The organism is Cylindrospermopsis raciborskii Cr2010 (assembly GCF_003367075.2).
GTDB lineage: Bacteria > Cyanobacteriota > Cyanobacteriia > Cyanobacteriales > Nostocaceae > Raphidiopsis > Raphidiopsis raciborskii.
This window is the reverse complement of the sequence record NZ_CP065936.1, coordinates 905,021-930,409: the sequence shown is the minus strand read 5'-3', so window position 1 is coordinate 930,409 and position 25,389 is coordinate 905,021. Positions and strand designations below refer to the sequence as shown.

Below are 25,389 nucleotides of genomic sequence, written 5' to 3'. Positions count from 1 at the left end.
ACCTAACCTACGTTGATCTTATATTTAATTCCACTCACCCACTTACACTGCAAAATATCTGCCGTCATCTCCTTAGAAGAGCCTACATATAACAAAACCTTTTTTGATAATTTGTATTTGGTACTGTATTTGACGCGGTGTGATTTTAGTTAATCATTCAACCGTTTTTGGATTTATCCGGTACAGAGCAAAAAAATTTTTTTGTTAACGCCTTACCAATTAAAGCATCACCAGAATTATAACATGGGAAATCCGCAAACAATAATATTAGATTCTCGGACTTTTGTCAATCATGTTCTTTATTTTACCGTTTCGGTTAGACCGATCACAATAGTTTTGGTATTAACTGTCATCATTTTGATATAAGTATCCGCATCACTTCCCCTTGCACCCAAAGAGTCGGAATAAAGTTGATTTGTTGCCATTTTTACCCCCGCTTCTTGAGCTACTGTTTTCATCAAGTCTGGATTAATCGTAGTTTCGGTAAATATAGTAGGAATATCCGCTCTAATAATAGCATCCACCAATTCCTTTACCGTTTTAGCACTGGGTTTTTCTTCTGTACTAATTCCAATCAAAGTCCCTATAACCTCCATACCGTAAGCATCAGCATAATACTGAAAAGCATCATGGGAGGTAACTATTTTGCGGTTGGGCGGTGGAATAGTTTCAATTTCCTGTTTGATCCAATTATCCAACTTTTCCAGTTCCTTAGTTAGTTGGGCAGCATTTCGTGTAAATTTTTCCCTGTCCTTATCCGACAACTCCACTAAAGTATCTCTAATAGCATTTACCATGGTTATGGTGTTTTTAGCACTCCCCCACACATGGGGATCGGGAACTATTTCCCCCCGATGGGTTTTTAATTTTAAGGGTTTGACTACTTCCCCCACTGCCAGTTTTCTAGCCATTACACCCGTAGAATTCATTAACTTAATAATTCCTGGCTCTAAATTATACCCATTATATACAATTAAATCCGCTGTCTCTAAGACCTTGCCATCTCCTGGTACTGGTTCATATACATGGGGATCTGTTCCAGGTTGAAGTATTCCAGTTAAACTAATCTCCTCACCTCCTATTTGTGCCACTAAGTCCGTAATTATTGTACTTGTTGCTACAACTCTTATTTTGCTTAGTTTCCCACGACTGCCATTCTTCGAGGTTTCCACCTGAGAAACACTACATCCTAGTAAATATAATGGTAAAAATATTACTATCCATATCCGAATGTTTTTATTTTTCATATTTGTCTCATATTTTTAGCCTTCTTCATAGTAAGCTCAAAGTAGGATCTCAAGAATTATCAATCCTACTATGCAAAACACCTCCCCAAAATTTGGTCTATTACTAAAAACACCTCAAAGGATGCCCATAAATAGAGAGTTTAGGGATATTCATATTTCCCATTTAGGAGTACAATACCATAGACAAGACGCTTTACAGGATATAACCTGTACTATTAAAGCAGGAAGATTAACAGGAATTTTTGGACCTAATGGTGCTGGTAAGAGTACGTTGATCAAAGCAATTCTAGGATTAGTCCCCATGAGTATGGGTAGTGTACTGTATGACGGTAGGCCATTAGTAGACCAACTAGAAAAAGTTGCCTATGTCCCCCAAAGAAGCCAAATTGACTGGAACTACCCCGCTACGGTCTGGGATGTGGTCATGACGGGAAGAGTGAAAAAAACCGGTTGGTTACGTAGTTTTTCTAGTATGAGTCGGCAAATAGCAATGACAGCATTGGAACGGGTAGAAATGTTAAAATATACTGACCGACCTATAGGAGAGCTTTCCGGAGGACAACAACAAAGGGTATTCCTGGCCCGCGCTCTAACTCAAGAACCTGAAATTTTTTGTTTTGATGAACCCTTCGTCGGCATAGATCACAAAACTCAAGGTGTCCTTTTTAACATTTTTCAAGAACTCACAGATCGAGGAAAAATTGTCCTGGTGGTCAATCACGATCTGGGTCAGTCAATTAACCATTTTGACGATTTAATTCTACTTAACTGTCAACTTATAGCTAGTGGACCTCGTCTGCATGTACTTACAGAAACTAATCTACAACGTGCTTACTTTACAATATAATTTTCATTTTTAATATTATTTATGTTAAGCGAAATAATGGAGCCGTTGCAGTATGGATTTATGCAACGCTCACTAATAGTTGCAGTGTTAATTGGTTTGTTATGTGCTGTGGTTGGTACTTATTTAATGGTACAACGTCTGGCACTACTAGGCGATGCTATTAGTCATTCCGTTTTACCAGGACTGGCGATCGCCTTTATAATAGGTGCGAATATATTTGTGGGAGCTTTTATTGCTGCTATGGTAAGCACGGTAGCTATAGCAGTGATTAAAAACCGGTCTCCTATTAAGGAGGATGCAGCTATGGGGATCGTATTTTCTGGTTTTTTTGCTCTTGGTGTCACACTCATTACAGGGATTCAAAAAGCTAATAAAATCGACCTCAATCACTTTCTTTTTGGCAATATTCTAGGTGTTACCCCCAATGAGGTTAGGGATACGGCCATCCTTGCTGCTGTGGCCTTAATTATCGTTTTTTTACTCTACAAAGAACTACTATTCTATACCTTTGATCCCATAGGAGCCCAGGTTGCTGGTCTACCAGTTAATCAACTCAACATTAGTTTGATGTTGCTCATTTCCCTAACCATTGTTGCTAGTATGAAAGCAGTGGGAGTGATTTTAGTCCTATCAATGTTGATTACCCCTGGTGCTACAGCGTACCTATTAGTTAACAGACTACATCAAGTTATGATCCTAGGAGCTGCGATCGCCATAATTTCTAGTATTGTAGGAATTTATCTGAGTTACTTCTATAATTTACCCTCTGGACCAGCTATTGTATTAGTCGTTTGCACAGCATTTGTCCTAGCTTTTTTATTTAGTCCCAAATCCAGAGTTTTGGGAGCCCTTGTAAAACATGGAAGGTAGGAATTACCTTCCCGATTTTACAGATTGGCCCTTGAAAACATTGAAACCTTAATTGATCAATCCCCCCGGCCAAAACTGGGGGTTTTTTTAAAAACATGGAAATTAAACAGAAATCAAATAAATTTTCCGGATTCCATGTTATCCCGTAGGAATAATCAAACTAGTAAATGCACCTTAATTACATTGTTACCCTCAGTTATTAACTGTTCGTTATTGGCTGGGGGATTTATTTTCATACTCGTTAAATATTGATTGGAACCTACCTTAACTAGGATTATAAGACACCCCCCATAAATGTCAATAGTGCCAGTAATCTTTATGTAATCAAACCAGGGAGCTGTAAAACTCCATAGACAATGAGGTAGAAAATTAGGGTGATTAATAGTGTTAATACATAGCAAATACATACAAGTAGTCCATCTGACTCCATACTAGCCGCAGCAAACAGTAAAATGCCAATGGTGGGTATGGGATTAGTCAAAGGTACAGGAGAAATAAGTAAAATAGCCAACCAGGAAATGCAAAGACCGTTACACCTCCAGGTAATATCATGATTTGCCAATTTTGTCAAGCGAGGACGGGCAATTTTTTCTAACAACCTGGTGACCCTACCTAGGTTGTGAAGAATAGTTTGGGCAAAAACCCGGGGAAACTGATAATTGGCAATTTTTTTTGGTAACCAGGGCGATCGCCTGCCCAAAAGCATTTGCAATGATAAGAGCAAACAAGCGGAGCCAAGAGGACCCGTGAGTCCGGGTGGCATAGGGAACAAGAATGGTAAAACCAATAAAGCAATGACTAGAATGAATCCGCGTTGAGAGGTTGTTTCCAGCACGTCACCCAAGGTTAGAGGTTGGTGTGCTAGACGCTGTAGCAAAGATTTTATTTCCTCAGAAAAGGTCAAGCGCATTGTTCAGGGTTTGGGTAAAAGAACGGGGAACGATCAAATATAACATTTGCTTCATTCCCCCTATCAATCTTTGATTATCACCTTTTAACTAAAGTCATAGCTTGTTCTAGAGCTTGTTTGCGCTCTGTCACCAAATGGTGGGGGGGTAATAAACTTAGAACTCCCAAATTTTCCAGTCGCTTTTTAACCTTACCAGTGATGCCAACTAGAATAATTTGTCGGTCTTTTTCAACTGCTTCCCGAATTGCACTTTCGATAGTTAAAGAAGCAGTGACACCCATCATAGGAACATCGCTGAGGTCAAAAATAATCACATCACAGTCTTGAATGGCATTATGCTCACGAGAGATGGCCTTGGAAACGCCAAATATCATGGCACCACTTAAGTAGAATAACAAAATTCGACCCCCAGCTTGGTCGAGCAATCTTTTCTCTTCTTCGTTTAAATCAATATCATCATCAGCGTCACTGATGGCCTTAACTTTCTCAGAACTCATGCTGGACAAACGCTCAATTGTGAGGATGTTAGCAACAAATACACCTATCCCCACAGCTACAATCAGATCTACAAAAACAGTCAAGAGTAACACACCATACATAATGATGGAACCCTTGAAGGAAACTTTGTGAGATCGCTTTAAAAAACTCCAATCTAGGATATCAATCCCCACTTTCAGCGCAATTCCCGCTAAGACAGCCATAGGAATACTTTGAGTAACACCGGCAGCACCTAAAACCACTACCAACAAAATTAGAGCGCGGGTGATTCCAGATATTGCCGTCTGTGCTCCGGTTTGGATATTTACTACCGTTCCCATGGTCGCTCCAGCACCGGGCAAACCTCCACACAAACCAGAAACTAAATTGGCAATACCCTGTCCAATCAGCTCTTTGTCAGATTTATGTTCCGTACGAGTTAAGCTATCAGCTATTACTGCGGTTAATAGGGTATCAATACATCCCAACATTCCCAACATAACCCCATCAACCAACATAATCGTTACACTAGTGGGGGTAAAAGTTGGCATTTGCAGTTTTGGCAATCCAGTTTCAATCACACCGATACGTGGGATATCCGCATTACTAAAAAAGACCAGTGAAACTATAGTTCCTAAAACTAGGGCAATTAATTGGGGTGGCACAATGCGTTTGACCTTTGATGGTGTCAAATAAATAATTGCCACAGTCATTACACCCAAAATGAGGGCAATGGGATTAATCTTTTCTAGGAGCTGAGGTAAATTTTGAACTATTCCTAAAACTCCCCCTTTTGGGTTAGGTTGCCCTAAAAACGGTGCGATTTGCAAAATAATTAAAATCACACCAATACCCGACATGAACCCAGAGATTACACTATAGGGCATGAGGGTGATATATTTGCCCAGCTTGAAGATACCAAATATGATTTGAAATATCCCCGCTAACATAACTACGGTAAAAGCCATAGCCATGCCATTTTCTGGATCCATAGCTGTTAAAGAACTTATAATGCCAGTAATTACAACAGTCATGGGACCAGTGGGCTCGGAAATTAATGTGGGTGTTCCACCAAATAAAGCAGCAAAAAAACCCACACAAACTGCACCATAAAGACCAGCAACTGGACCTGCACCGGAAGCAACACCGAATGCTAAAGCCAGTGGTAAAGAGACAATGGCCGCAGTGACACCACCAAAAATATCGCTCCGTAAGTTGCGCGTGTTAATAGTATTAGTTATTTCCATGTTTGTTAATTGGTTTTAGATGGCGTTTAAGCGATGCTTAGGTTGCTCTATCAGCATACTCTTCTTAGGTAGCCAAAATTTACCAACGCAAACAATTTACTGAATATATATTCTTATGAATTGCATAGGTATTAACCTATAGCTGAGGAGAATCCCTAGTTGGGTACAATTAGGCGAATGTGATTCGCCTATTGTCATCCTAACCAACATCATCATGAGCAAAGCGATTAAACAAGAAGTCTAAAGCATAGTTACGCAATTGATAATATTGAGGATCTTCCATAATCAGAGTCCGCTCACGTGGTCGTGCAAAAGGAATTTCCATCACCTCCCCAATTTTGGCATGGGGTCCATTAGTCATCATGACCAATTTATCAGCCAAAAATAAAGCCTCATCAATGTCATGAGTAATCATTAACACAGTACAACGGTTTTCATTCCAGATTTTTAATAACTCCTCCTGCAATTCTTCCTTGGTGATAGCGTCCAAAGCGCCAAACGGTTCATCTAAAATTAAAACCTTGGGACGAATAGCTAGGGCACGAGCAATAGAAACACGCTGTCTCATCCCTCCAGACATTTGAGGGGGTTTTTTCTCCATAGCATCAGACAGTCCCACCATGACTAAATGCTCCCGGACAATGGCTCGTTTTTCCGCTTCTGGTTTAGTTGGGTAAACCGCATTTACAGCCAAATAAATATTCTCAAATGCGGTTCGCCAAGGTAGAAGGGCGTAGTTTTGGAATACCACCATCCGGTCCGGACCAGGTTTAACTATGGGTTGTCCTTCTAATAATACCTGACCCGTGGTAGGAGTGTTAAAACCAGACACCATATTTAATAGGGTGGATTTACCACACCCGGAGTGGCCAATCACACAAATAAACTCACCCTTTTGTACCTCTAAATTTATCCCATCTAAAACAGTAAAAGGTCCTTTTTTAGTCGGGTAAATTTTAGTGACATTTTCAATTGTGAGGAAGGATTGATGGTTACGGACTTGAGTAGAGGATGTCATCTGATTTTTCCCGGGGTAAATTGTTGAACAACTGTCTAGGCTACAATTTTTCTGTTGATGTCAAGAACAACTTCTGCGACAGAAAAATCTCGTTTAATTTCTAAAGCGCTAAGATATGCAAAAGGATCATCAGCGTTAAAAGGTTTGCCATCAAATAACTGAATGGGTTGACGAGTATAACTGATATCCAAACCCAATTCCCTAGCGGCGGTACTAAATACACCCACGCGACAAACCCTTTCCACAATTTCTACCCAGTTGCGAGGAAAAGGAGTTTCACCCCATCTGGCCAGCTGGGTCATAATCCAAGTTTGTTCAGTCCTACTAGGACGATTAATTGCTGAGTTACCATAAAATTGATGGTGGGCATACTCACGCATGGGATGGTCTAAATCGCAGGTGTTACCACTGGGATCTTCCACCTGAATAAAATCCATATCAGTGTTCACATATTCCCGACTGGCTAATATTGCTCTCACCTCTTGTGCATTATTAGGATCTGCACAATATTTACACCCTTCCAACAAGGCTTTGGTTAAGGCAATATGGCTATTAGGATAAGCATTAGCCCAATCCTCTCTCACACCTAATACCTTACCGGGATGTCCCAGCCAAACTTCTAAATCTGTGGCTATGGTAAAACCTGAACCTTCCACAGCAGCTCGATAATTCCAAGGTTCCCCTACACAATAACCATCAATAGTTTTAGCCTTCAAATCCACCACCATTTGTGCAGGGGGAATATTTTTCATCTCTACATCCACATCTGGATCAATTCCCCCTGCTGCTAACCAATAACGCAACAGTAAATTGTGCATTGATGCTGGATGTACTACCCCCATGCGGTGCATCTGATCTCGGGTTTGTAACAGATATGATTTGAAATCAGATAGAGTATATATCCCCTGTTCATAAAATCTTTTGGCTAGGGTAATGGCATTACCATTACGGGTCATGGTTAAGGAGGTGACAATTGGTAGGGGCTGACTTTTATTACCCCCCAAAGATAACCACATGGGCATACCTGATGGCATTTGAGCAGCATCTAAATAACCGCCATTAATACCGTCAACAATACCTCGCCAATTACTTTCTCTGACCAAATGAACTTCGTCTAAACCATGTTTGGCAAACAAACCCTTTTCTTGGGCTATTGCCAAGGGTGCGCAGGCTGTAATTGGCAAAAAACCAACTTCCAAATTAACTTTTTCTAAGCCATGGCGGGCAATATTGGGAGTTTTTCTGGCCCGCAGTTTCTTGATCCTTTTTTGTTGGTTGAGAAAGTAAATCATCTCGCTACGCAAGGTGTAGTAACTGGGATGCTCTACTACTTCCATCCGTTTGCGAGGACGTGGAATATCTACTTCTAAAATATCCCCAATTTTGGACTCTGGTCCGTTGGTTAACATGACGATTCTATCTGATAATAACACAGCTTCATCCACGTCATGGGTCACCATTACCGCAGTTACCTGATTCTCTTCACAAATTTGCATTAATTGTTCTTGCAAATTTCCCCTGGTCAGTGCATCTAATGCGCCAAAAGGTTCGTCTAGTAGTAATAATTTAGGACGGATTGCTAAGGCCCGGGCGATCGCTACTCTTTGTTTTTGTCCACCTGATAACATGGATGGTTGTTTGTCTGCATGGGGACGTAAACCTACCATATCTATATGTCTTTCAACTACAGATTTACGTTCTCCCGCTGGCATTCCACTTAGGACGGAATCTACTGCTAGGGCAATATTTTCTCTCACAGTTCGCCATGGTAATAGAGAGTAGTTTTGAAATACTACCATTCTATCTGGACCGGGTTTTTTGATTCTCTGTCCTTCTAGGGTGACTAAACCCTCTGTGGGTAAATCCAGTCCAGCAATCATATTGAGGAGGGTGGATTTACCACAACCGGAGTGGCCAATGAGAGAAATAAATTCACCCTTTTTAATTTGTAGGTCAATACCTTTGAGGGCAATATATTGACCGCCATTACTTAGTTCAAAGACTTTGTCAATTTGATCAACAGCAACAAATACAGACATAGGTTTAGGTTGTGAATGGTAGATAATAATGGGTAAGAAAAAGGCAGTAACTATTTTTGTTCTGGTAAAATTCTTGTTTGTAACCAAGCCATGAATTTATCCAGCAGTAAACCCACAACCCCAATGTAAACCAGGGCTAAGATTACTTCACTCACCTTGTTAGCTTGATAAGCATCCCAAATAAAGAACCCAATACCAACAATACCGGACATGACAATTTCTGCTGCGATAATCGCCAACCATGCTAACCCAATGGAAATTCTTAACCCGGTGAAAATGTAGGGTAACGCTGCAGGAATCAAGACGTTGAAGAAATACTCTTTTTGGGAAAGTTGTAAGACCTTAGCCACATTATTATAATCCACGGGTATTTCTTTGACACCAACAGCAGTATTAATGAGAATCGGCCAAAGAGAGGTGATAAAAATTACGAACAATGCCGCTGGTTCATTCTGTCTTAACGCAGCTAAAGAAATAGGTACCCAAGCTAAGGGTGGTACGGTTCTTAGCAATTGAAATAGGGGATCTAAGGCCTTGGACATGGTGGTATTTACACCAATTAAAATTCCTAAACCTATCCCTACCACAGCAGCTAATGTGTAACTAATAGCCACCCTTTGTAAACTGGCAAAAACTTGCCAGAATAGACCTTTGTCAATCCCACCTCGATCATAAAATGGGTAAATAATCAATTGCCAAGTGTCTTGTACTACTTGAATTGGTCCGGGTAACGTACCACCTACTAAGGAAAATACCTGCCAAACAACCAAAAAGGCAACTATGGCAATAAACGGAGGTATAATTTCTGGCATTTTTTTATTGATAAATGCCAGTATAAGATTCTCGGAACTATTATTATTGGGCGTTGCATATTTGCGGGATGAATCAACTAAACGCGGGTATTACTTCATACTTTAAATAGTGAAGTAATAATTTAATTGAATACCTAAGCATATCTACAGATTTTGAATAGCATAGCGTTTTTCTATGTAGTCGCGCTAAGTAGTGACGTAAACGTGTATTTTCACCCTCTACCCTAGTCATATATGTTTTGCTCACAATATGATCCTCTGGCTGAATAAAACTCGGATAAACCCTCCACCCATCAGTAACATAAAAAAAGCATTGCCAGAGTTTAACGATGTCCCACAAAGGTTGAAATGCTTGTGAGCTGTGGTCTCCCACAACCCAAGCCAGGATATTTTTACGGAAGTGATTTACTGCTGTCCACAACCATATTTTGTTTTTTTTTGATCCCACAAAGGTCTCCAACTCATCAAGCTCACCTACCAAGGGTGTTTCCTCAACTGGTGGAGCATCTGGAAGTATGGAACCAATTTGTTTTAGCCAGTAAATAATAGTTGTATGATGAACGCCTTTATCGCGTTCAATTGCTCTAAATCCCATACCGTTAACATAAGAGCGCAGGCAACTTTGTTTAACTTCTTCTGAATAGCCTTTAGGTGGACTATAGACATCGATAAATTGACGACCACAATCAACACAAATGTGATTTTGTTTACCTCGACGTTTGCCATTCTTTCTGATTTTGGAAGACCCGCAGTTTGGACAATGCACAGTAGATTACCTCAATTCATACCTCTATTATGCAACGCCTTATTATTGCTACGACGTTTGGCGGTTACTGTTGTCATCTTTGTATCCTTTTGTAGTTTATAGATTTTAGCTAGTGATCAAAGCAATCAAATATTTACCTTTTTGATTTTCAAGCTCTTTAAGTACCCACGAGGATCTGATGGATCAAATGTAATACCATCAAAGAACTTTTCTAACCCACGGGACGTACTAGTAGGAATATCAGTATCAGGTATGCCCAATTCCTTAGCAGCTTCTCGCCATATATTTTCTTTGTTAACTCTGTTGATCAGATCCTCTGATTTTTCTAGATAGTCTGCTGGTAGGAATCCCCAACGAATACTTTCAGTTAAAAACCACAGGTCATGACTCTTATATGGATAGGAAACACTACCTCTTTCATCCTTCCAATATAATACCGCCATTGATTTATCTTTAACTTGTTGACCATCTCCCATATCATAGTTACCCTGGAAGGGGTCTGTGAGGAAGGAGGGTGATAGGTTAAAGTATTTGAGAGGGGCTAAAATGTTGGCAGCAGTTTCTCTGTTTTCAAACTTATCTAACCACTGCTGGGCCTCCATAACTGCTTTTAAAATCGCCTTTGTGGCTTTTGGGTTAGCATCTACCCACTCTCCTCTGATTGCAAGGTATTCTTCAGGATGATTTTTCCATATTTGGGCAGTAAGCGCGGAGATAAAACCTATTTTGTCTTTGACGATTCTATAAGGCCAAGGATCTCCTGTACTGAAAGCATCCACAGTTCCAGTTCTCATATTGGCTACCGTTTGAGCAGTAGGTACTGGAATCAATTTCACATCAGTGTCAGGATTTACCCCTCCCGCTGCTAACCAGTAGCGCAACCAAAATTCCTGGTTAACTTTCCCAAAAGTAAATGCCGCTGTAAAAGGTGATGGGGTTGATTTTAATTTGTCAAAAACTGCCTTTCCCCCCTTAGATAAGTCAAGATGAACTTGCTTGCCTGCATGCTTATTAGCAATTGCAATACCATTACCTTGCGTGTTCAATTGGGCTAGTAGATACATGGGTATTTTTACGTTTCCCTTTGTAATTAGCCCCTCAGTGATTAAGTGTGGCATGGGCATTTGATATTGGCCACCGTCTACACCTCCTCCTGCAGACCCAATTTCCGTGTTGTCTCGCATGGAACCCCAAGATGCTTGTTTGGCAAGTTCAACTTCGGTCATTCCCCATCTTTTAAAGAACCCTAATTCCTGGGCGATAATTAGTGGTGCAGCTTCTACAATGGGAATATATCCTAATTTAATTTTTGGGGTTTCTGGTGTGATCTCTGGTGTTAAATTTGCTGCTTCTACTTGTTGACTTTGGGAGCTGGACCCCGCACCCTTTTCTGGTGGGTTTCCTAAACATCCTTTAATTAATACTGCACCCGTGGCAATTCCTGCTGTGGTAAGAAATTTGCGTCGGGAAGTTTGACTCCATAATCCGGACATCAGTTTATCTCTTTATCTCTTGTTGTTAATATCTGGTTTCTAGTCCTTGCTTGACCCCTATACCCCCCTGAACAATTAGTTATCTTGGATGGGATCAAGTGTTTGCTCTCAACCAATGAAATTTAGTCTACAGGTTTTTAAAAAAAATAGATCACTAGTCAACAGCAAATTCCACACAAATATTGGATTGGATATATAAGAAAAAATTTATATTTTTAACCCGATGATTATCATTGTTCCTAACTTATGATTCATATCTATAATAGATGGAAATAATTGTATTCATAGTTTTTAAACTATGCACTTTTTCTGGGAAGGTTAAAGTAAAATCAAGTAGAAATCTATAATTTCTATAACTTCCCATGAAAATCATTGCCTATGCTTATACAGATCCACTTTTAGAAACTGCACCCGATGACTCTATTTGGGGTTGGGAGGTAGATAAGATTTATCATGACCTGGGAGGAAGGTCTCAATTACAACAGTTAATCTGGGACTGCCATTCCCCTACCTATCTTCTCATTAGACGTTTAGAAGAACTGGGAGATACTCTACAACAAGTGGGCGATCGCCTGAATCAACTAGAAACTATGGGAGTAATAATTATTGCTATAGAACAACCATATATATCGGAAAATGTTGAGGTACCCCTGACTATGCTGGATTTAGCCCAGGAAATTCAAAGCCAACAGCGTAGTCGTCGTATTCGTCGTGGACACGCCAAAAATCGTCTGGAAGCCTTGCGACCACCTGGTAAGATTCCCTATGGCTATCGGGTCAGTAAGGGAAAGTACATTATTGATCGCAGTACATCTCCCGTAGTCAAAGAATTTATTGATCACTTTTTACTCTATGCTTCTGTACGGGGTGCAGTTCGTTACCTAGCCAAAAAATACGGTAAAAAAATCTCCGTTACCACTGGTAGACGGTGGTTAACCAATCCTGTTTATCGTGGTGACACTATTTATCAAAATGGAGAAACTATCCCTAACACCCATCCTGGTATAATATCTAAGGAAGAATCAGCCCAAGTTGACAGAATTTTACGCAGTAATAGTCGTTTATCATCCCGTACAGCTAGTGCGCCCTATTCCTTAGCTGGACTAGTCCTATGTAATCAATGCCAACAAAAAATGAATATTAACCGGGTTACACACTCTTTCCAATCACAAGAGTACCTATATTTGCGAAACACCAAGTGTCCCCAAAATCCTAAATGTCATTCTATTTCTTATCAACAGGTTCTAACCAGAACCATTGAAACTATTTGTCAAAATTTACCTACAGCTGTTGCCCAAGTAAATTTTACCCAATTAGATAATATGAAAAAAAAGTTAACTGCTCAAATTGTAAGTCAACAAGAAATTCTTGACCAGTTACCCGTCTTAATAGAAACGGGAGTGCTAGATCAAGAAACAGCAAAATTAAGGCGTTATAAACTCCAGACAGAAATTTCTCAACTGGAGTCTCAGTTGGCTATTCTCCCTCCCGTGAATTTGTCCTCCGTTGCACAAGCTGTCTCCATTCCACAGTTCTGGATGGACTTATCGGAGGTAGAAAGGCGTTTTTACCTCCGAGAATTTATTCGTCAAATAGAGATTATTCGTCAAGGTGAAAATTGGAATTTACAAATCATCTTCAGTTTTTAAAAACTACTCCCTAATTCCCCGTTCCCTTGTTCCCTTTACCCGTATTTCTCACATTCATAACTTTACCTAGTAAGTCAAACCAAAAAGGCGCACCCATAGCAATGGCAAAACCACTGACTAGCCAACCCATTATCATATTAGAACTTACAACCGAGACACCATTAATTTTGATCGGATTAGTCCCCAGTTGCTCAGCTAAGTTTTTTTCACTCCAACCAATGGGTAAACTAATATCCTCTAATATCTGATTGGTGTCAATATTTTTCAAGTTAGGATCCAGCACTTGCTGATCTATGGTCTGTTGAGCTTTATAAACAATTGCTTCCCTCAACGCTGTATCCTTCGATAACCGATCAATAATGTAAAATGTATCCGCGTTAGCACCAAAAGCTATAACAATACCAATTAAAATTGCCACCCCTTTGGCATTACGTTTATAAACACCTCCAGCTCTTTGCATGGAACTATCAAAAGAATTTTCTATTTCTTGTCTTAATACCCGTATCCCCTCCTCTGTAGTTTTGGCTTTATACTGGGCTCGCTTGGCCATGGTCGCAATGTTATGCTTCATTCCCGGTGGTAAGCTATCAATCAAATCTCTAATGGTGGCATATTTTTCACTATCTCTCTGTTGTAAACTACTTTGAATTTCATTATATCCAGCTTTACCAGTTTCCATTAATTGGATAATTTCACTAATACTGGGCTTGAGACCCGCAACAGTAATTGCTTTCTCAAGACTAGGAAAAATATGATTTTGTAAAGTTTGCAACCGCTTGTGTGTTTCCATTAACGCTGGATGATTATTTTCAATATTAGCTTGAAAATTGTTGATATATTTGCTTAAACTATCCTGCATCCGATTCACACTAGTATCTACATCAAATCTTTGATTTTTAAAGTCATCCACAATTTGCCTATATTCAGAGTCTAGATTCACAAAATCATCATTAATATCATGAGTAACATTAGTTGATAACTCACTAGCTGCTATTTGTCTTAAAGACCTGGTTAAAATTAGTTTAATTTCTCGCAAATGTTGAATTTTAAAATTTTCTAACCTCACTTCTGCAAGAGCATGAATGATTTTAGGCACTTTTAACTCCTCTAATAAACCAGAAACAAAACTGTCACTAGAGATATAGGAAGGTCCACTATTTTGATTGGCAAAAATTTTGTTTTCCGGTGATGATCTAGAAACCAAATTTTTGACTGAACGAACTATGTCAGCTACCTTCCAGGTCATTTTTCTGGGTAAGGTTGATAAAAATCCCTTTGTTTCCTGGTTAATGCTCCTAATGATAGGATTATTATAAATCCTATTCACCAGGTCCAGTACATCCTTAGTATCTGAATTCTTTACATCCCCTGCTAAGAATATCTCAATAGATTTTTTCAGATGTACCGCTCGCCATTGCAAAACAGTAGCAATTAGCTCTTGAATCTCCGAGGCTAACAAACTTAAAATTAGGTAGGTGAAAACTAATCCTAGGGCTATATCCAAAACAACAGGTAGGTTCATTGGTAAACTCCTTATAACAGACTGGTCAAGTTGGTTTTGTGTCACTTATAACATTTAATTGACGCAAAAAATGTTAAATTGTTTAAAAAATAACTAAGAAAAGTTTTGTTCAAAAAATTATTATTTTCTGCTGAAAACTGCGCTATTTTTAGATCTAGTTATTACTTGTCAGCACAAACAATTAATACAGGGTGACACAGAGCAAATGGAGATCCGATCAGTCAGCAAAATTATCAGTAAAATTATTACTATGGAATATGCAAGAAGGAAGTTATATTTGGATTTGGCCACAACAACAGTATGGTGCAGTTAATAACCGGACTGATAGGATATTTCTAACCATACTAGTCCTAGCAGCAATATTACTATTTATTATTGATCTTGGTGAAGCACCACTTACCAGTCAGGAAATTTCCGTTTCTGTAGTAGCCAGTAAAATTTCTCAAATAGGTACTATAGGCTACTCTACTTCTGACAGTGTGCTTACACCTCATCTTATCCACTGGTTAGTAGCTCTGGCGTATTTTCTGGGAGGTAACAACGAATGGACAACCCGTCTTCCAGCAGCTATTCTTACCTCCTTTTCCGTACCCCTATTGTACTGTATTGCTAGAGAGACTTTTCGGATTCGGGCTATTGCTATTTATAGTTCATTTATTTATCTTACTATTTTACCAGTGGTTTGCTATGGCAGGTTAGCTATATCAGATGGTATATTTACCACCATGTTAATGGTTCTAATTTTGTCCGTTTTGAGATCGCGCCGAGATTTGCGCTACTGTTTGGGTATAGGAATCTGTTTGGGAATGATTTGCCTGACTAAGGGACTATTAGCAATATTATTAACCTTTATAATGGTAATGGTGTTTCTATTTTGGGACACACCAAGAATCCTGATTAGTTCCTATTTATGGCTAGGAATTTTTATTGGTTTATTACCCTCCCTAACCTGGTACATTTGTCAACTAGTAGAACACAACCACTGGTCAGGGGACTGGGGAAATCAAACCCAACCTCCCTGGTACTATTGTGTGGAGTTGATAAAATGGACTTGGCCGTGGCTGGTGTTTTTACCGCAAACCATTAGAGCTACTTGGGAAAACCGCAATTTTAGCTGGGCAAAATTGACTATGGTCTGGGGTGGAGTCTATTTACTGATGATATCCTTAGTCAAATTTAAACTGACTTGGTACTTATTTCCTGTGTATCCCAGTTTGGCATTGGCCTTGGGATTCTACTTGACAACAATTGAAGACTGGACTTCATTTTTTTCCTACCCTCGGATTTGGGTGATCAGTTTTGCCATTTTGTCTCTGGTGGCCTCTGGAGCTAGTATTTATCTGGGGTTAACAATTCCTGGAACAACTGAACTACAGGTAGTCCTGGGAACTGCGGCCATAACCATGATTTTAGCCGCAATCCTAGCACAAAAACAAGACCGGCAATTTTTGCCCATTCTGGTCTGGGGAAGTTACATTTCCCTACTTCTGCTAGTTCGCTCTCACCACTGGATATGGTAAGCCAAAAAAATACTAAATTCCCAATCCCATCTATCAAAGGTGACGTAATTGATTAGGGTACTGTTTATAACTAGTGTTTTGTTCAGTGATTACCATTGTCGTCAATATCACGCTAATTCCCACTCCCACTAGGAGCAAGTATCGCCTGAGGGAAAACAAGTCGCGTACCAATCTCGATAAGGGTTGACTTTGACGGCGCAATGCCGAACCCAAAACAATTTTCCGCCAGCTAAAGGGGTCACGCACATAGTGACCACTTTTGCAAACTACTAGCCTTTCGTGACAGAACGGACAGGTGAAAAGTCCCATGTACGTCCCAAAGGATTTTCTTGTGTTACTCCCCCGGCAAATCGGGCAGCTTAGATGATTACTATCAGAAATGTTTATGTTCATTTATGGAATTTGCCCAGTCAATGGAATAGACAACTGGGAATTTAGTCACAGTTTCTCTTCCAATAGTTGTTTACTAGGTAAATTATGCCTCACAATAAAGACTAACAGATAAAAATTAAATTTTTCGTTATATTTACTGGTTTTCCATGAGCTTATTGCCCCCCACACAAATGCATAAGGTATTTCAACCGACTACCTTTCCTCATATTTCCACTTTCTTAACTAATCTGATTCGCCGTTTCGAGCCATCCCAGGAAACGGTGGTATTATTTCTAGCTATACTTATCGGTAGTGGTACAGGTATGGGTGTAGTAACCTTTCACTATCTAATTGAATTTGTTCACGACTTAATGTTAGAAAACCTAATGGCATCCATAGGAAGGTGGGGAGCTTGGACTTTAGCTTGTGTTCCTACCTTGGGTGGCATAGTTGTTGGTTTAATGCGTTGGCGCACTCAGGATTTTGGTCCTGGGCTTTTGTCTTTAATTGCTGTTTCCCAAGGGAAGGAAGTTAAGCAAAAACTTCGTCCCGTTACCAAAATGATAGCTGCTGGTGTTTCTTTGGGTAGTGGTGCTTCCCTAGGTCCAGAGGGTCCGAGTGTGGAAATTGGGGCAAATTTTGGGGTTTTATTCTCAGATGTCTTACAAGTTTCTCAAGAACGACAAAGACTGTTAATAGGAGCAGGCGCTGCTGCTGGTTTAGCCGCTGGGTTTAATGCTCCCATTGCTGGGGTGTTTTTTGCCTTGGAAGTGGTTTTGGGCGCTACCTCTTTTGCTACTTCGGCAGTTAGTATAGTTTTACTAGCAGCAGTGGTGGCAGCCTTAATCGCCCAAATTGGTTTGGGCGGTCAACCGGCTTTTACTTTACCTGCATACGAGGTTCGTAGTCTTTTGGAGTTACCCCTATATCTGGGTTTAGGTTTGGGAGCTAGTGTGGTAGCTCTTACTTATAAACAATCTATTAGCATGGCCCAAAACTTGTTTAATGGCAAATTTAAGGGTCTGGCATTTTTAGGTAAGATTCCCAAACCTATACAACCAGTTATCGGTGGTTTTCTGGTTGGTTTGGTAGCTTTAAAGTATCCCCAAATTTTGGGTATTGGTTATGGAACCGTGGAAGCTATTTTACAAGACCGGGAATTTTCTTTGTATCTCTTGCTGGCTTTAATGTTGTTAAAACTATTAGCAACGGCAATTAGTTCGGCCAGTGGTTTTGTAGGGGGACTTTTTGCCCCAGCAATGTTTTTAGGCGCATCCCTGGGTTCTGCATACGGAAAGTTCCTGTCCTTGATATTCCCAAGTGTAGCTGAGTATATGGCTGCACCCCCCGCTTATGCCATGGTTGGTATGGCTGCTGTTTTGGCTGCCAGTGTTCGAGCTCCTTTAACTGCTATATTAATGTTATTTGAACTGACCCGTGACTACCGTATTGTTTTGCCTTTAATGGCAGCAGTGGGTTTAAGTATATGGCTCATGGAATTGATTAAACCTACTGTTAGTTCCAATGTGAACCTACAACAAATTGGTCTTGCGGAATTAAAAGATCACAAATTGGAAGTGATTCAAACCATTTCTGTTGCTGAGGCCATCCATTTCCACCCCAAAAAAATCCCTGCCAATCTTAGCGTGCTAGAAGCAGCTTTGGAAATGATCCACGATCATGTTCCTAGCGCCCTAGTGATTGATGCTAATGAAAAATTGGTGGGTATTGTCTCTTTGGATGATATTAATCGCACCCTTTCTCGCTGGGAAAACTACCAAACTCCCTCTGACCAACTAAAACCCGATTTTTTTGGTCAAACCATTCTCGATATTTGTACCACCGATATCCTTTATGCTTGGCAAGATGAACCTTTGTCTGAGGCTTTAGACCGTATGGCACTCAGAGGACTGCAGCAATTACCGGTATTAGACAGGCATAATCCTGATTGTATTGTGGGTTTGTTAGAACAAAAGGAAATTGCTTTAACCTGTAATTTAGCAACTACTCGCAAAGTAGTAGAGCCTTATTTATCTAAAGACTGCTGAAGTAATGAAAACTCCCCGCTTTAAAAAGACGGGGATTCGGAAATTTTCGATAATTAGGCTGTTACTTCTTCCAGCTGATCATCATCTTCTCTTTCTTCTGGCTCTACTTGTCGCAGTCGAATATGCTTTTTACCTAAGGTGATGACAAATTCATCGCCGGGTTTTAGATTCATCTGTTTTGTGTAAGCTGAACCTATGAGTAAATTGTTGTTCGACTGGACGCTAACTCTATAGCTGGCACTCCTTCCACCACGACCGTTGGCACCGGGTGCGCCATCTAACTGAATACCCTCGGCCTCAATTAAGGCGTTCAAGAACTTCATTATATTCACCCGCTCTATGCCATTCTTGGTAATGGTATAGTAGCCACACTGTTTAGCTTTCTCTTCCCTGGTTTCGCTCCCTAGCTCCTTAACCCTTTGGAGCAGTTCTTCACCAACAAGAGGATCAATTTTCTTTTGCTTAGGCATCAACTTTGGCTGGAATTGGATAACTGAAGTGGTTGATTCGATTTGATTTTAACTGATACCCGAGCCAATGGGAAGCCCCTAAATTGGTTCCCCAAACCTGCTCTTAGTTTACAGTTAAACTATATGGAAATTATAATAGAAATTGTTGCACAATCATCTATTTTGTCAAGGGGTTTTTTTGAAGAAAATTTTCTCCCTCCTCCTACCTTTAGGTGGATAAGTTGATTTGTACACTGATTTTCAGGATCGAATTCATTAAGTTTTTTAAACCCCTGTCAATATTTCCTAGGTTGGAGGAAGATGGGGGAGAAAGTTTGTTGAGCGGGTTAACTATAAAGATGAAATTAACTACCAGGGGACACTATAGTGTAAAGGCGTTGCTGGATTTGAGTTTACAACCAAAATATGGGCCTGCTTCCGTGAAGGCGATCGCCTCGCGGCAAGAAATTCCTGCTGCTTATTTAGAAAAGCTATTGATAGAAATGCGTCATGCTGGTTTAGTTCACTCCCTACGTGGGAGTATTGGTGGCTATAAATTAGCAAGACACCCTCAACAAATTTCCATAGGGGAGATTTTAGAAGCGGTGGGGGAAAATATCGCTGATTTGGCTGTGAAAGTTTCACCATCCACACAAGCTGAAGATTGGGTGACATTTACTTTGTGGCAAAGACTCAACCAAAAGTTACGAGAAGCTCTATATAGCATTACCTTGGCTGACCTCTATTATGATGCTAGAAGCAGACAAGCTGCTGTTGGGGAAGAAGCAAGTTTTGTGGTTTAGTTGGAATTTGGATATGAGCTACATCATATTAATAATGGCTGCTTTCTTAGATTACATCATTGGTGATCCCTGGGGTTGGCCTCACCCTGTTAGGGTAATGGGTTGGTTTATTTCTGGTTGGACTCAATTTTCCTGGCAACACTTCTATGGGCCCCTATCACAGCGTCTAGCTGGTATTGGTTTGGCCTTGACTACAATTGGTGCTGCTGCTGTATCTGGGTGGCTGATTGTTCATATTGCTCACTGGTTACACCCCTGGTTAGGTATTACTGTTGCCAGTATTTTGCTGGCCAGTTGTTTTGCCCTTCACAGTTTAACCAAAGCTGCTTTGGATGTTATCAAACCTTTAAATGATGGCAAATTATCACAAGCTCGAGAGATTCTCAGTCAATACGTGGGTAGAGATACAGCAGATCTCTCGGAATCAGAAATCCTGCGAGCAGTTTTAGAAACTGTGACGGAAAATGCCACTGATGGGGTTATGGCCCCTCTATTTTATGCTATCATCGGTATATTGATTCCCGCTGTTGGTCCTATTCCTTTGGCCCTAGGTTATAAAGCCAGTAGCACTTTAGATTCTATGGTTGGTTATCGAGAACCTCCCTATACCTATATCGGTTGGTTTAGTGCTAAGCTAGAGGATTGTTTGACCTGGGTTCCCTGTCGTTTAACAGTCATTACGTTGGCTATTTTGTCACTTAAACCCCTAAGTGTTTGGCGTCTTTGTAGGCGGGATGCCATTCAAGACCCTAGCCCCAATTCTGGTTGGAGTGAGTGCGCCTATGCTGCCATTTTGGGCGTCCAGATGGGAGGATTAAACTGGTATAAAGGAGTAGCTAAGTATAAGCCACTTTTAGGGGATCCTATTTATCCCATTACTTCTACTTCCATTTATCGAGCTTTACAATTAACTCGATATTCCTTTTTACTTTGGTTAGGGTTGACAATTTTAGCATATAAAATTATCACAACTTATTATATTGACTATCATGTCTACTAAGGTAGTTGAAATTCTCTCATCGGAAGAATTACGTCGTACTTCAATTCGTCTGGCTTCTCAAATTGTAGAAAAGACTCGGGATTTATCACAGTTAGTTTTTTTAGGTATCTACACCAGAGGAGTATGTCTAGCTAAGTTATTGGCACGTCAAGTCGAAAATTTAGAAGGTATCAGCGTCTCCGTGGGAGCATTGGATATCACATTCTATCGTGACGACCTAGACAAAATTGGACCAAGAACCCCAGCTAAAACTCACATACCTTTTGATTTGACGGGTAAAACTGTGATTTTGGTGGATGATGTGATTTTTAAAGGTAGAACCATTCGCGCAGCTCTGAATGCTGTTAATGAATATGGTAGACCGGAACTAATTCGTTTAGCAGTTCTAGTAGACCGAGGTCACCGAGAATTACCTATTCATCCTGATTTTATCGGTAAAAAATTACCAACTACCAAGGAAGAAATTGTTAAGGTTTACCTGCAAGATTTTGATGGTAGAGACGCAGTGGAGTTAATCAGCAATTAATTGATGGCAAAATTATTTACTCCATTTACCGCACTAATGGTTTGCAATAACTGAGTAGCAGTAAAAGGTTTACATAAAAATGCTGTTACGCCTATACTATAAGCTGCATTAATTTTATCACTAGGTGCTAACCCACTAAAAGCAATAATTTTTAAATGGGGATTAATTTTCTTGAGAGTTCGAATACTGGTCAATCCATCCATGGATGGCATAACTATATCAGTTAGAATCAGAGATATCTGATCTCGATGTTCCACATATAAGGCGATCGCTTCAATACCGTCATGGGCGGTCATTACCCGATAGTTATAATTCTCTAGTGATGCTTTTGTTATTTCACAAATAGCTGGTTCATCATCAACCACCAAAATGGTTTCTCCGTGACCACGAGGAGGGGATATTTCTGTGGTCTCCATAATTTCACTTGTATCTTGAGCTGGTAAATAAACTTGAAACTCACTACCCTTGTTTTCTCGACTGTAAACATTAATAAAACCACCATGAGCTTTAACAATCCCCAAAACCGTAGAAAGTCCTAAACCCGTACCCTGACCAACATCCTTAGTGGTGAAGAAAGGTTCAAATATCCGATCAATGAGGGTTGGTTTAATACCCATGCCCGTATCTCTGATACTAATCAACACATAAGCACCTGGTTTAAAATCAGTATGTGTTTGGGTATAATGTTCATCAATCAATATATTTTCAGACTTAATACTTAAAGTACCACCATTGGGCATAGCATCCCGGGCATTGATACATAAATTCATTAAAACCTGATGTAATTGAGTAGCATCACCACAGACAGTCCATAGACTTTGAGGAATTTCAGTGGTTAAAATAATAGTTTTAGGGAATGTTTCTTTAATAATATTCTGAACTTCTATGAGTAAGTGTTTTATTTGTAAAATAGTCCGCTCCCCTTCCATACCTCTGGCAAAGGATAACACTTGTTTAACCAAATTTGCGCCGCGTTTAGCACTAGCAATTAATATAGGAATCAGTTGACGAGGTTTTTCATCTTTCACTTGAGTTTCTAAGATTTGTGCTGTCATCAAAATTGGGGTGAGAACATTATTTAGATCGTGGACCACACCACTAGCCAAAGTACCGATACTTTCTAGTCTTTGAACCCGTAGGAATTTCTGCTCCAATTGCTTTTTTTGGGTAATATCAGTATTAACCACTAAAATAGATTGATGTTTACGGTTGAAGGTCATTACTAATGTCCAGCGACTCGCAACAATTACTTCTTGCTCGGACTTATTAATTTGTGTCAGTTCCCCTTCCCAATTGCCATAGCTGGTTAGCACTTTAAGCACCCGGGAAAGTTGAGGTAACTTTTCTGCTGAAAATAAGTGATGAATTTGTTTTGTCATTGCTATTTCCGCAGACCAACCATATATACGTTCTGCTGCTTTATTCCAAAATAAAATGTGCTGATGATCTAAATCAGTTACAAAAATCGCATCATTAGACCCATCCAGCAAGATCTCTTGTTGGTGAATTTTCTCATCTCTTTGTTTTTTTTCAATCGCATAACGGATGGATTTTTCTAACAAGGGGGCTGTTAATTGACTTTTTTCCAGATAATCGACCGCTCCAATTTTTATCACCTCCATATCTGATTTTATATCCTCTTTACGTGCTAACAGAATAAATGGAAAGTTCCAACCATTTTCTGTAGCCTCCCGCAATAGTTTTAAGCCATTATTACTCTCTAAATAATAGTCCACTAGATAAATATCATGTTGGTATTGGGCTATGGATTCCTTCGCCAATTGATAACTATTCACCCATTCTAAGTCGCAGGTAATCAGCTGGAATTGTCTAAACCAGCTGCGAGTTAAAATATAATCATCCTCAGCATCATTAATTAACAAAACTTTTATGATTTCATCATTCATGATTATTCGATTTTTATCATCTCCAGCAATCACAAAAAATCCACTCCCAACTGTTCATATCTTTTTACTAACTAAGTAGGGAGGCGCAATTATTTGTAGGATGGGTCGAGTCACGAGACCCGTGGTGTTGGGTTTCATACTTCAACCCAACCTACGTTAATCTTATATTTAATTTCACCGACCCACTTACACTTGTATAATACTTATATAATTAGTAGTATTTTTAAGTGTATTATTAATCCCCCTTGAGGAAGAAAAATCGGAGTTAATAACAATACCTCAGCCAAGATCCTGAAACGCAATAAAATCGTAACGCACCCTACCATATTTGGACAATTTTTTCAATGATCGGAAGAAAAGAGGTTAGAATTCCCTAGGTATAGCAGTTTAAAAGACATTTAAAAAACATGAACCCCCCGAAAATCTTAGTTAATTTACCGACTAAACCCAGAGCGGAAGACAGTTTTGCCATTACCCTAGCTCCCCTATTACCAGAAGAAATATATACTGCTGCTCAAGACCTGAGCAATGGTGCGGTTGTATTGATGAGTGGTGTTGTTCGTAATCAAACCGATGGTAAGCCCGTAGTAGCATTAGAGTATCAAGCCTACGAACCTATGGCTTTGCAGGTGTTTTACCAAATTGCTACCCATATTCGTCATCAATGGTCTAATGTGAATAGGGTAGTGATTCATCATCGCATTGGCAAATTGAGAGTGGGAGAAATTAGCGTCCTAGTAGCGGTAGGATCTCCCCACCGAGGTGAAGCCTTTTCTGCTTGTCAGTACGCGATAGATACCCTTAAACATCAGGCACCAATTTGGAAAAAAGAATATTGGCAAGATGGTTCTAGTTCTTGGGTAAGTATTGGCTTGTGTCAACAAGAATGTTGATTTAACAATAGGATAGGATGGATAATTAGATCCTAAAGATCTGTGGAGGGTAGGATGGGATTCAATCTCTATGAAACCGACTTTTACGGGTGGACCCTAAAACAGTCCAGGTTACTTAAACAAGGCGATTTTCGACAATTGGATATTACTAACCTAGTAGAGGAAATTGAGTCATTGGGGAAGCAAGAACGTCGGGAGTTAGAAAATCGCCTAGCCATTTTAATCGGTCATTTGCTCAAGTGGGAATACCAAGCTGAAAAACGCAGTAAAAGTTGGAGGGCAACTATTCGCGAACAAAGACGCATGGTACAAAAACTGCTCAGTCAAAACCCTAGTCTTAAACCTTACTTATTGGAGTTAATTGCTGATGGGTATGAATCTGGCAAGGATTTAGTCGTGAGGGAGACTCCACTAGACTACCTAGACCTACCGGAAAAGTGTCCTTATATACCTGAGCAAATCTTGGACCGGGAATACCCGCTTGAATGATAGTGGAGAATATTTCAGTTTGTTACTATTTTGTGTCATCCCCAGGAATATGACCTTAGACTAATGCGGGTATGAATATGATTGAAATAGGAACAAAGGTAAATGTGTCTAGCAAATGTCTTTTGCCACCAATTTGTCATTGCCCTTTCCTTTATAGCTTGTATTATGGGGTTATGGTTGCTTAGGAACAGTCAACAGCAAACAGATGAAACTGAGGAAACCGAAGCAGTTCTCTTAAGAATGAGCTTTACCTACTGGTTAGTTTATTGTATTGCCTTCACCTGTGAAAAAATTCTCATAAGCTCAGAATGGGAAGGTTTAACAATGACTCTAAGAATTACTACGGCCTTGGCATATTTTTTAACTTTCTCTTGCATCCTGAGTCTACCACTATATAAGTTCGCCGTCCATAAAGTTGAAATTGATTGAAAGCTATCATAAGGATCAAAAGAGGAGTGCTGGGAACTCCTCTCGTGATGCTTAAT

The 25,389-nt window shown here is 39.9% G+C and carries 22 protein-coding genes; 11 read left to right on the top strand and 11 right to left on the bottom strand.

The window, feature by feature from the left end:
- Nucleotides 1-299: 299 nt before the first annotated feature.
- Nucleotides 300-1,247: a metal ABC transporter solute-binding protein, Zn/Mn family gene (locus C6N34_RS04255; protein ID WP_115538587.1), complete on the bottom strand. Its 948-nt coding sequence runs from the start codon at nucleotides 1,245-1,247 to the stop codon at nucleotides 300-302.
- 121 nt (nucleotides 1,248-1,368) lie between these two features.
- Between C6N34_RS04255 and C6N34_RS04250 the strand changes: the two genes are divergently transcribed.
- Together C6N34_RS04250 and C6N34_RS04245 are read left to right on the top strand one after the other, a co-directional pair.
- Nucleotides 1,369-2,094: a metal ABC transporter ATP-binding protein gene (locus C6N34_RS04250; RefSeq protein WP_115538592.1), complete on the top strand. Its 726-nt coding sequence runs from the start codon at nucleotides 1,369-1,371 to the stop codon at nucleotides 2,092-2,094.
- 21 nt (nucleotides 2,095-2,115) lie between these two features.
- Nucleotides 2,116-2,964: a metal ABC transporter permease gene (locus C6N34_RS04245; protein WP_057178533.1), complete on the top strand. Its 849-nt coding sequence runs from the start codon at nucleotides 2,116-2,118 to the stop codon at nucleotides 2,962-2,964.
- Between the two features lie 316 nt (nucleotides 2,965-3,280).
- Here C6N34_RS04245 and C6N34_RS04240 read toward each other — a convergent pair whose 3' ends face one another.
- The 7 genes from C6N34_RS04240 to C6N34_RS04210 all read right to left on the bottom strand — a co-directional run bounded on the left by C6N34_RS04240 (nucleotide 3,281) and on the right by C6N34_RS04210 (nucleotide 11,726).
- On the bottom strand, nucleotides 3,281-3,874 hold the full coding sequence (locus tag C6N34_RS04240) for an exopolysaccharide biosynthesis protein (protein ID WP_057178535.1): 594 nt from the start codon (nucleotides 3,872-3,874) through the stop codon (nucleotides 3,281-3,283).
- A gap of 77 nt (nucleotides 3,875-3,951) precedes the next feature.
- Nucleotides 3,952-5,598 (bottom strand): bicarbonate transporter BicA, encoded by a 1,647-nt coding sequence (gene bicA / locus C6N34_RS04235; protein ID WP_115538588.1) that lies wholly within the window; start codon nucleotides 5,596-5,598, stop codon nucleotides 3,952-3,954.
- A 199-nt stretch (nucleotides 5,599-5,797) separates the two neighbouring features.
- The gene (locus C6N34_RS04230; protein WP_057178537.1) at nucleotides 5,798-6,616 is read right to left on the bottom strand and encodes a nitrate ABC transporter ATP-binding protein; all 819 of its coding nucleotides are present in this window, start codon (nucleotides 6,614-6,616) and stop codon (nucleotides 5,798-5,800) included.
- 35 nt (nucleotides 6,617-6,651) lie between these two features.
- Nucleotides 6,652-8,655: an ABC transporter ATP-binding/substrate-binding protein gene (locus tag C6N34_RS04225; RefSeq protein WP_096547803.1), complete on the bottom strand. Its 2,004-nt coding sequence runs from the start codon at nucleotides 8,653-8,655 to the stop codon at nucleotides 6,652-6,654.
- Between the two features lie 50 nt (nucleotides 8,656-8,705).
- The gene (gene ntrB / locus C6N34_RS04220; protein ID WP_236107407.1) at nucleotides 8,706-9,467 is read right to left on the bottom strand and encodes a nitrate ABC transporter permease; all 762 of its coding nucleotides are present in this window, start codon (nucleotides 9,465-9,467) and stop codon (nucleotides 8,706-8,708) included.
- Between the two features lie 73 nt (nucleotides 9,468-9,540).
- Nucleotides 9,541-10,233: an IS1 family transposase gene (locus tag C6N34_RS04215; RefSeq protein ID WP_141302948.1), complete on the bottom strand. Its 693-nt coding sequence runs from the start codon at nucleotides 10,231-10,233 to the stop codon at nucleotides 9,541-9,543.
- A gap of 125 nt (nucleotides 10,234-10,358) precedes the next feature.
- Nucleotides 10,359-11,726 carry a CmpA/NrtA family ABC transporter substrate-binding protein gene (locus tag C6N34_RS04210; RefSeq protein WP_115539161.1) on the bottom strand — a complete coding sequence of 456 codons (1,368 nt, stop codon included), beginning with the start codon at nucleotides 11,724-11,726 and terminating at the stop codon, nucleotides 10,359-10,361.
- 362 nt (nucleotides 11,727-12,088) lie between these two features.
- On the opposite strand from C6N34_RS04210, the gene C6N34_RS04205 reads away from it, so the two are divergent.
- Complete coding sequence (locus C6N34_RS04205; protein WP_115539160.1) at nucleotides 12,089-13,375, top strand: recombinase family protein; 1,287 nt, start codon at nucleotides 12,089-12,091, stop codon at nucleotides 13,373-13,375.
- 10 nt (nucleotides 13,376-13,385) lie between these two features.
- On the opposite strand, the gene C6N34_RS04200 is transcribed toward C6N34_RS04205, so the two are convergent.
- Nucleotides 13,386-14,897, bottom strand: coding sequence for a hypothetical protein (locus C6N34_RS04200; protein WP_115539159.1), 1,512 nt, complete (start codon nucleotides 14,895-14,897; stop codon nucleotides 13,386-13,388).
- A 191-nt stretch (nucleotides 14,898-15,088) separates the two neighbouring features.
- Here C6N34_RS04200 and C6N34_RS04195 point away from each other — a divergent pair, with 191 nt between their 5' ends.
- Entirely contained in the window at nucleotides 15,089-16,417 is a 1,329-nt protein-coding gene (locus C6N34_RS04195) for an ArnT family glycosyltransferase (RefSeq protein WP_235528996.1), read from the top strand.
- Between the two features lie 539 nt (nucleotides 16,418-16,956).
- A complete protein-coding gene (locus C6N34_RS04190) occupies nucleotides 16,957-18,837 on the top strand; it encodes a chloride channel protein (RefSeq protein ID WP_115539158.1) in 1,881 nt (626 codons plus the stop codon).
- A 53-nt stretch (nucleotides 18,838-18,890) separates the two neighbouring features.
- On the opposite strand, the gene C6N34_RS04185 is transcribed toward C6N34_RS04190, so the two are convergent.
- Entirely contained in the window at nucleotides 18,891-19,307 is a 417-nt protein-coding gene (locus tag C6N34_RS04185; protein ID WP_057178543.1) for an AbrB family transcriptional regulator, read from the bottom strand.
- A gap of 338 nt (nucleotides 19,308-19,645) precedes the next feature.
- Here C6N34_RS04185 and C6N34_RS04180 point away from each other — a divergent pair, with 338 nt between their 5' ends.
- Genes C6N34_RS04180 through pyrR form a run of 3 tightly spaced genes read left to right on the top strand, consistent with a single transcriptional unit; the run spans nucleotide 19,646 to nucleotide 21,615 of the window.
- Nucleotides 19,646-20,089, top strand: a complete 444-nt coding sequence (locus tag C6N34_RS04180) for an Rrf2 family transcriptional regulator (protein WP_096547439.1) — start codon at nucleotides 19,646-19,648, stop codon at nucleotides 20,087-20,089.
- Between the two features lie 34 nt (nucleotides 20,090-20,123).
- Complete coding sequence (cbiB, locus tag C6N34_RS04175) at nucleotides 20,124-21,089, top strand: adenosylcobinamide-phosphate synthase CbiB (RefSeq protein ID WP_407928744.1); 966 nt, start codon at nucleotides 20,124-20,126, stop codon at nucleotides 21,087-21,089.
- On the top strand, nucleotides 21,079-21,615 hold the full coding sequence (gene pyrR, locus C6N34_RS04170) for a bifunctional pyr operon transcriptional regulator/uracil phosphoribosyltransferase PyrR (RefSeq protein ID WP_006275882.1): 537 nt from the start codon (nucleotides 21,079-21,081) through the stop codon (nucleotides 21,613-21,615). The genes cbiB and pyrR overlap by 11 nt, the downstream gene beginning before the upstream one ends.
- Here the strand turns inward: pyrR and C6N34_RS04165 are convergent.
- The gene (locus C6N34_RS04165) at nucleotides 21,612-23,522 is read right to left on the bottom strand and encodes an ATP-binding response regulator (protein ID WP_115539166.1); all 1,911 of its coding nucleotides are present in this window, start codon (nucleotides 23,520-23,522) and stop codon (nucleotides 21,612-21,614) included. The genes pyrR and C6N34_RS04165 overlap by 4 nt on opposite strands.
- Nucleotides 23,523-23,929: 407 nt before the next feature.
- On the opposite strand from C6N34_RS04165, the gene C6N34_RS04160 reads away from it, so the two are divergent.
- The 3 genes from C6N34_RS04160 to C6N34_RS04150 all read left to right on the top strand — a co-directional run bounded on the left by C6N34_RS04160 (nucleotide 23,930) and on the right by C6N34_RS04150 (nucleotide 25,333).
- Nucleotides 23,930-24,415, top strand: a complete 486-nt coding sequence (locus C6N34_RS04160; RefSeq protein ID WP_096547440.1) for a molybdenum cofactor biosynthesis protein MoaE — start codon at nucleotides 23,930-23,932, stop codon at nucleotides 24,413-24,415.
- 54 nt (nucleotides 24,416-24,469) lie between these two features.
- Entirely contained in the window at nucleotides 24,470-24,904 is a 435-nt protein-coding gene (locus C6N34_RS04155; protein ID WP_096547441.1) for a DUF29 domain-containing protein, read from the top strand.
- A 102-nt stretch (nucleotides 24,905-25,006) separates the two neighbouring features.
- Complete coding sequence (locus C6N34_RS04150) at nucleotides 25,007-25,333, top strand: hypothetical protein (protein ID WP_057178547.1); 327 nt, start codon at nucleotides 25,007-25,009, stop codon at nucleotides 25,331-25,333.
- Nucleotides 25,334-25,389 lie beyond the last annotated feature (56 nt).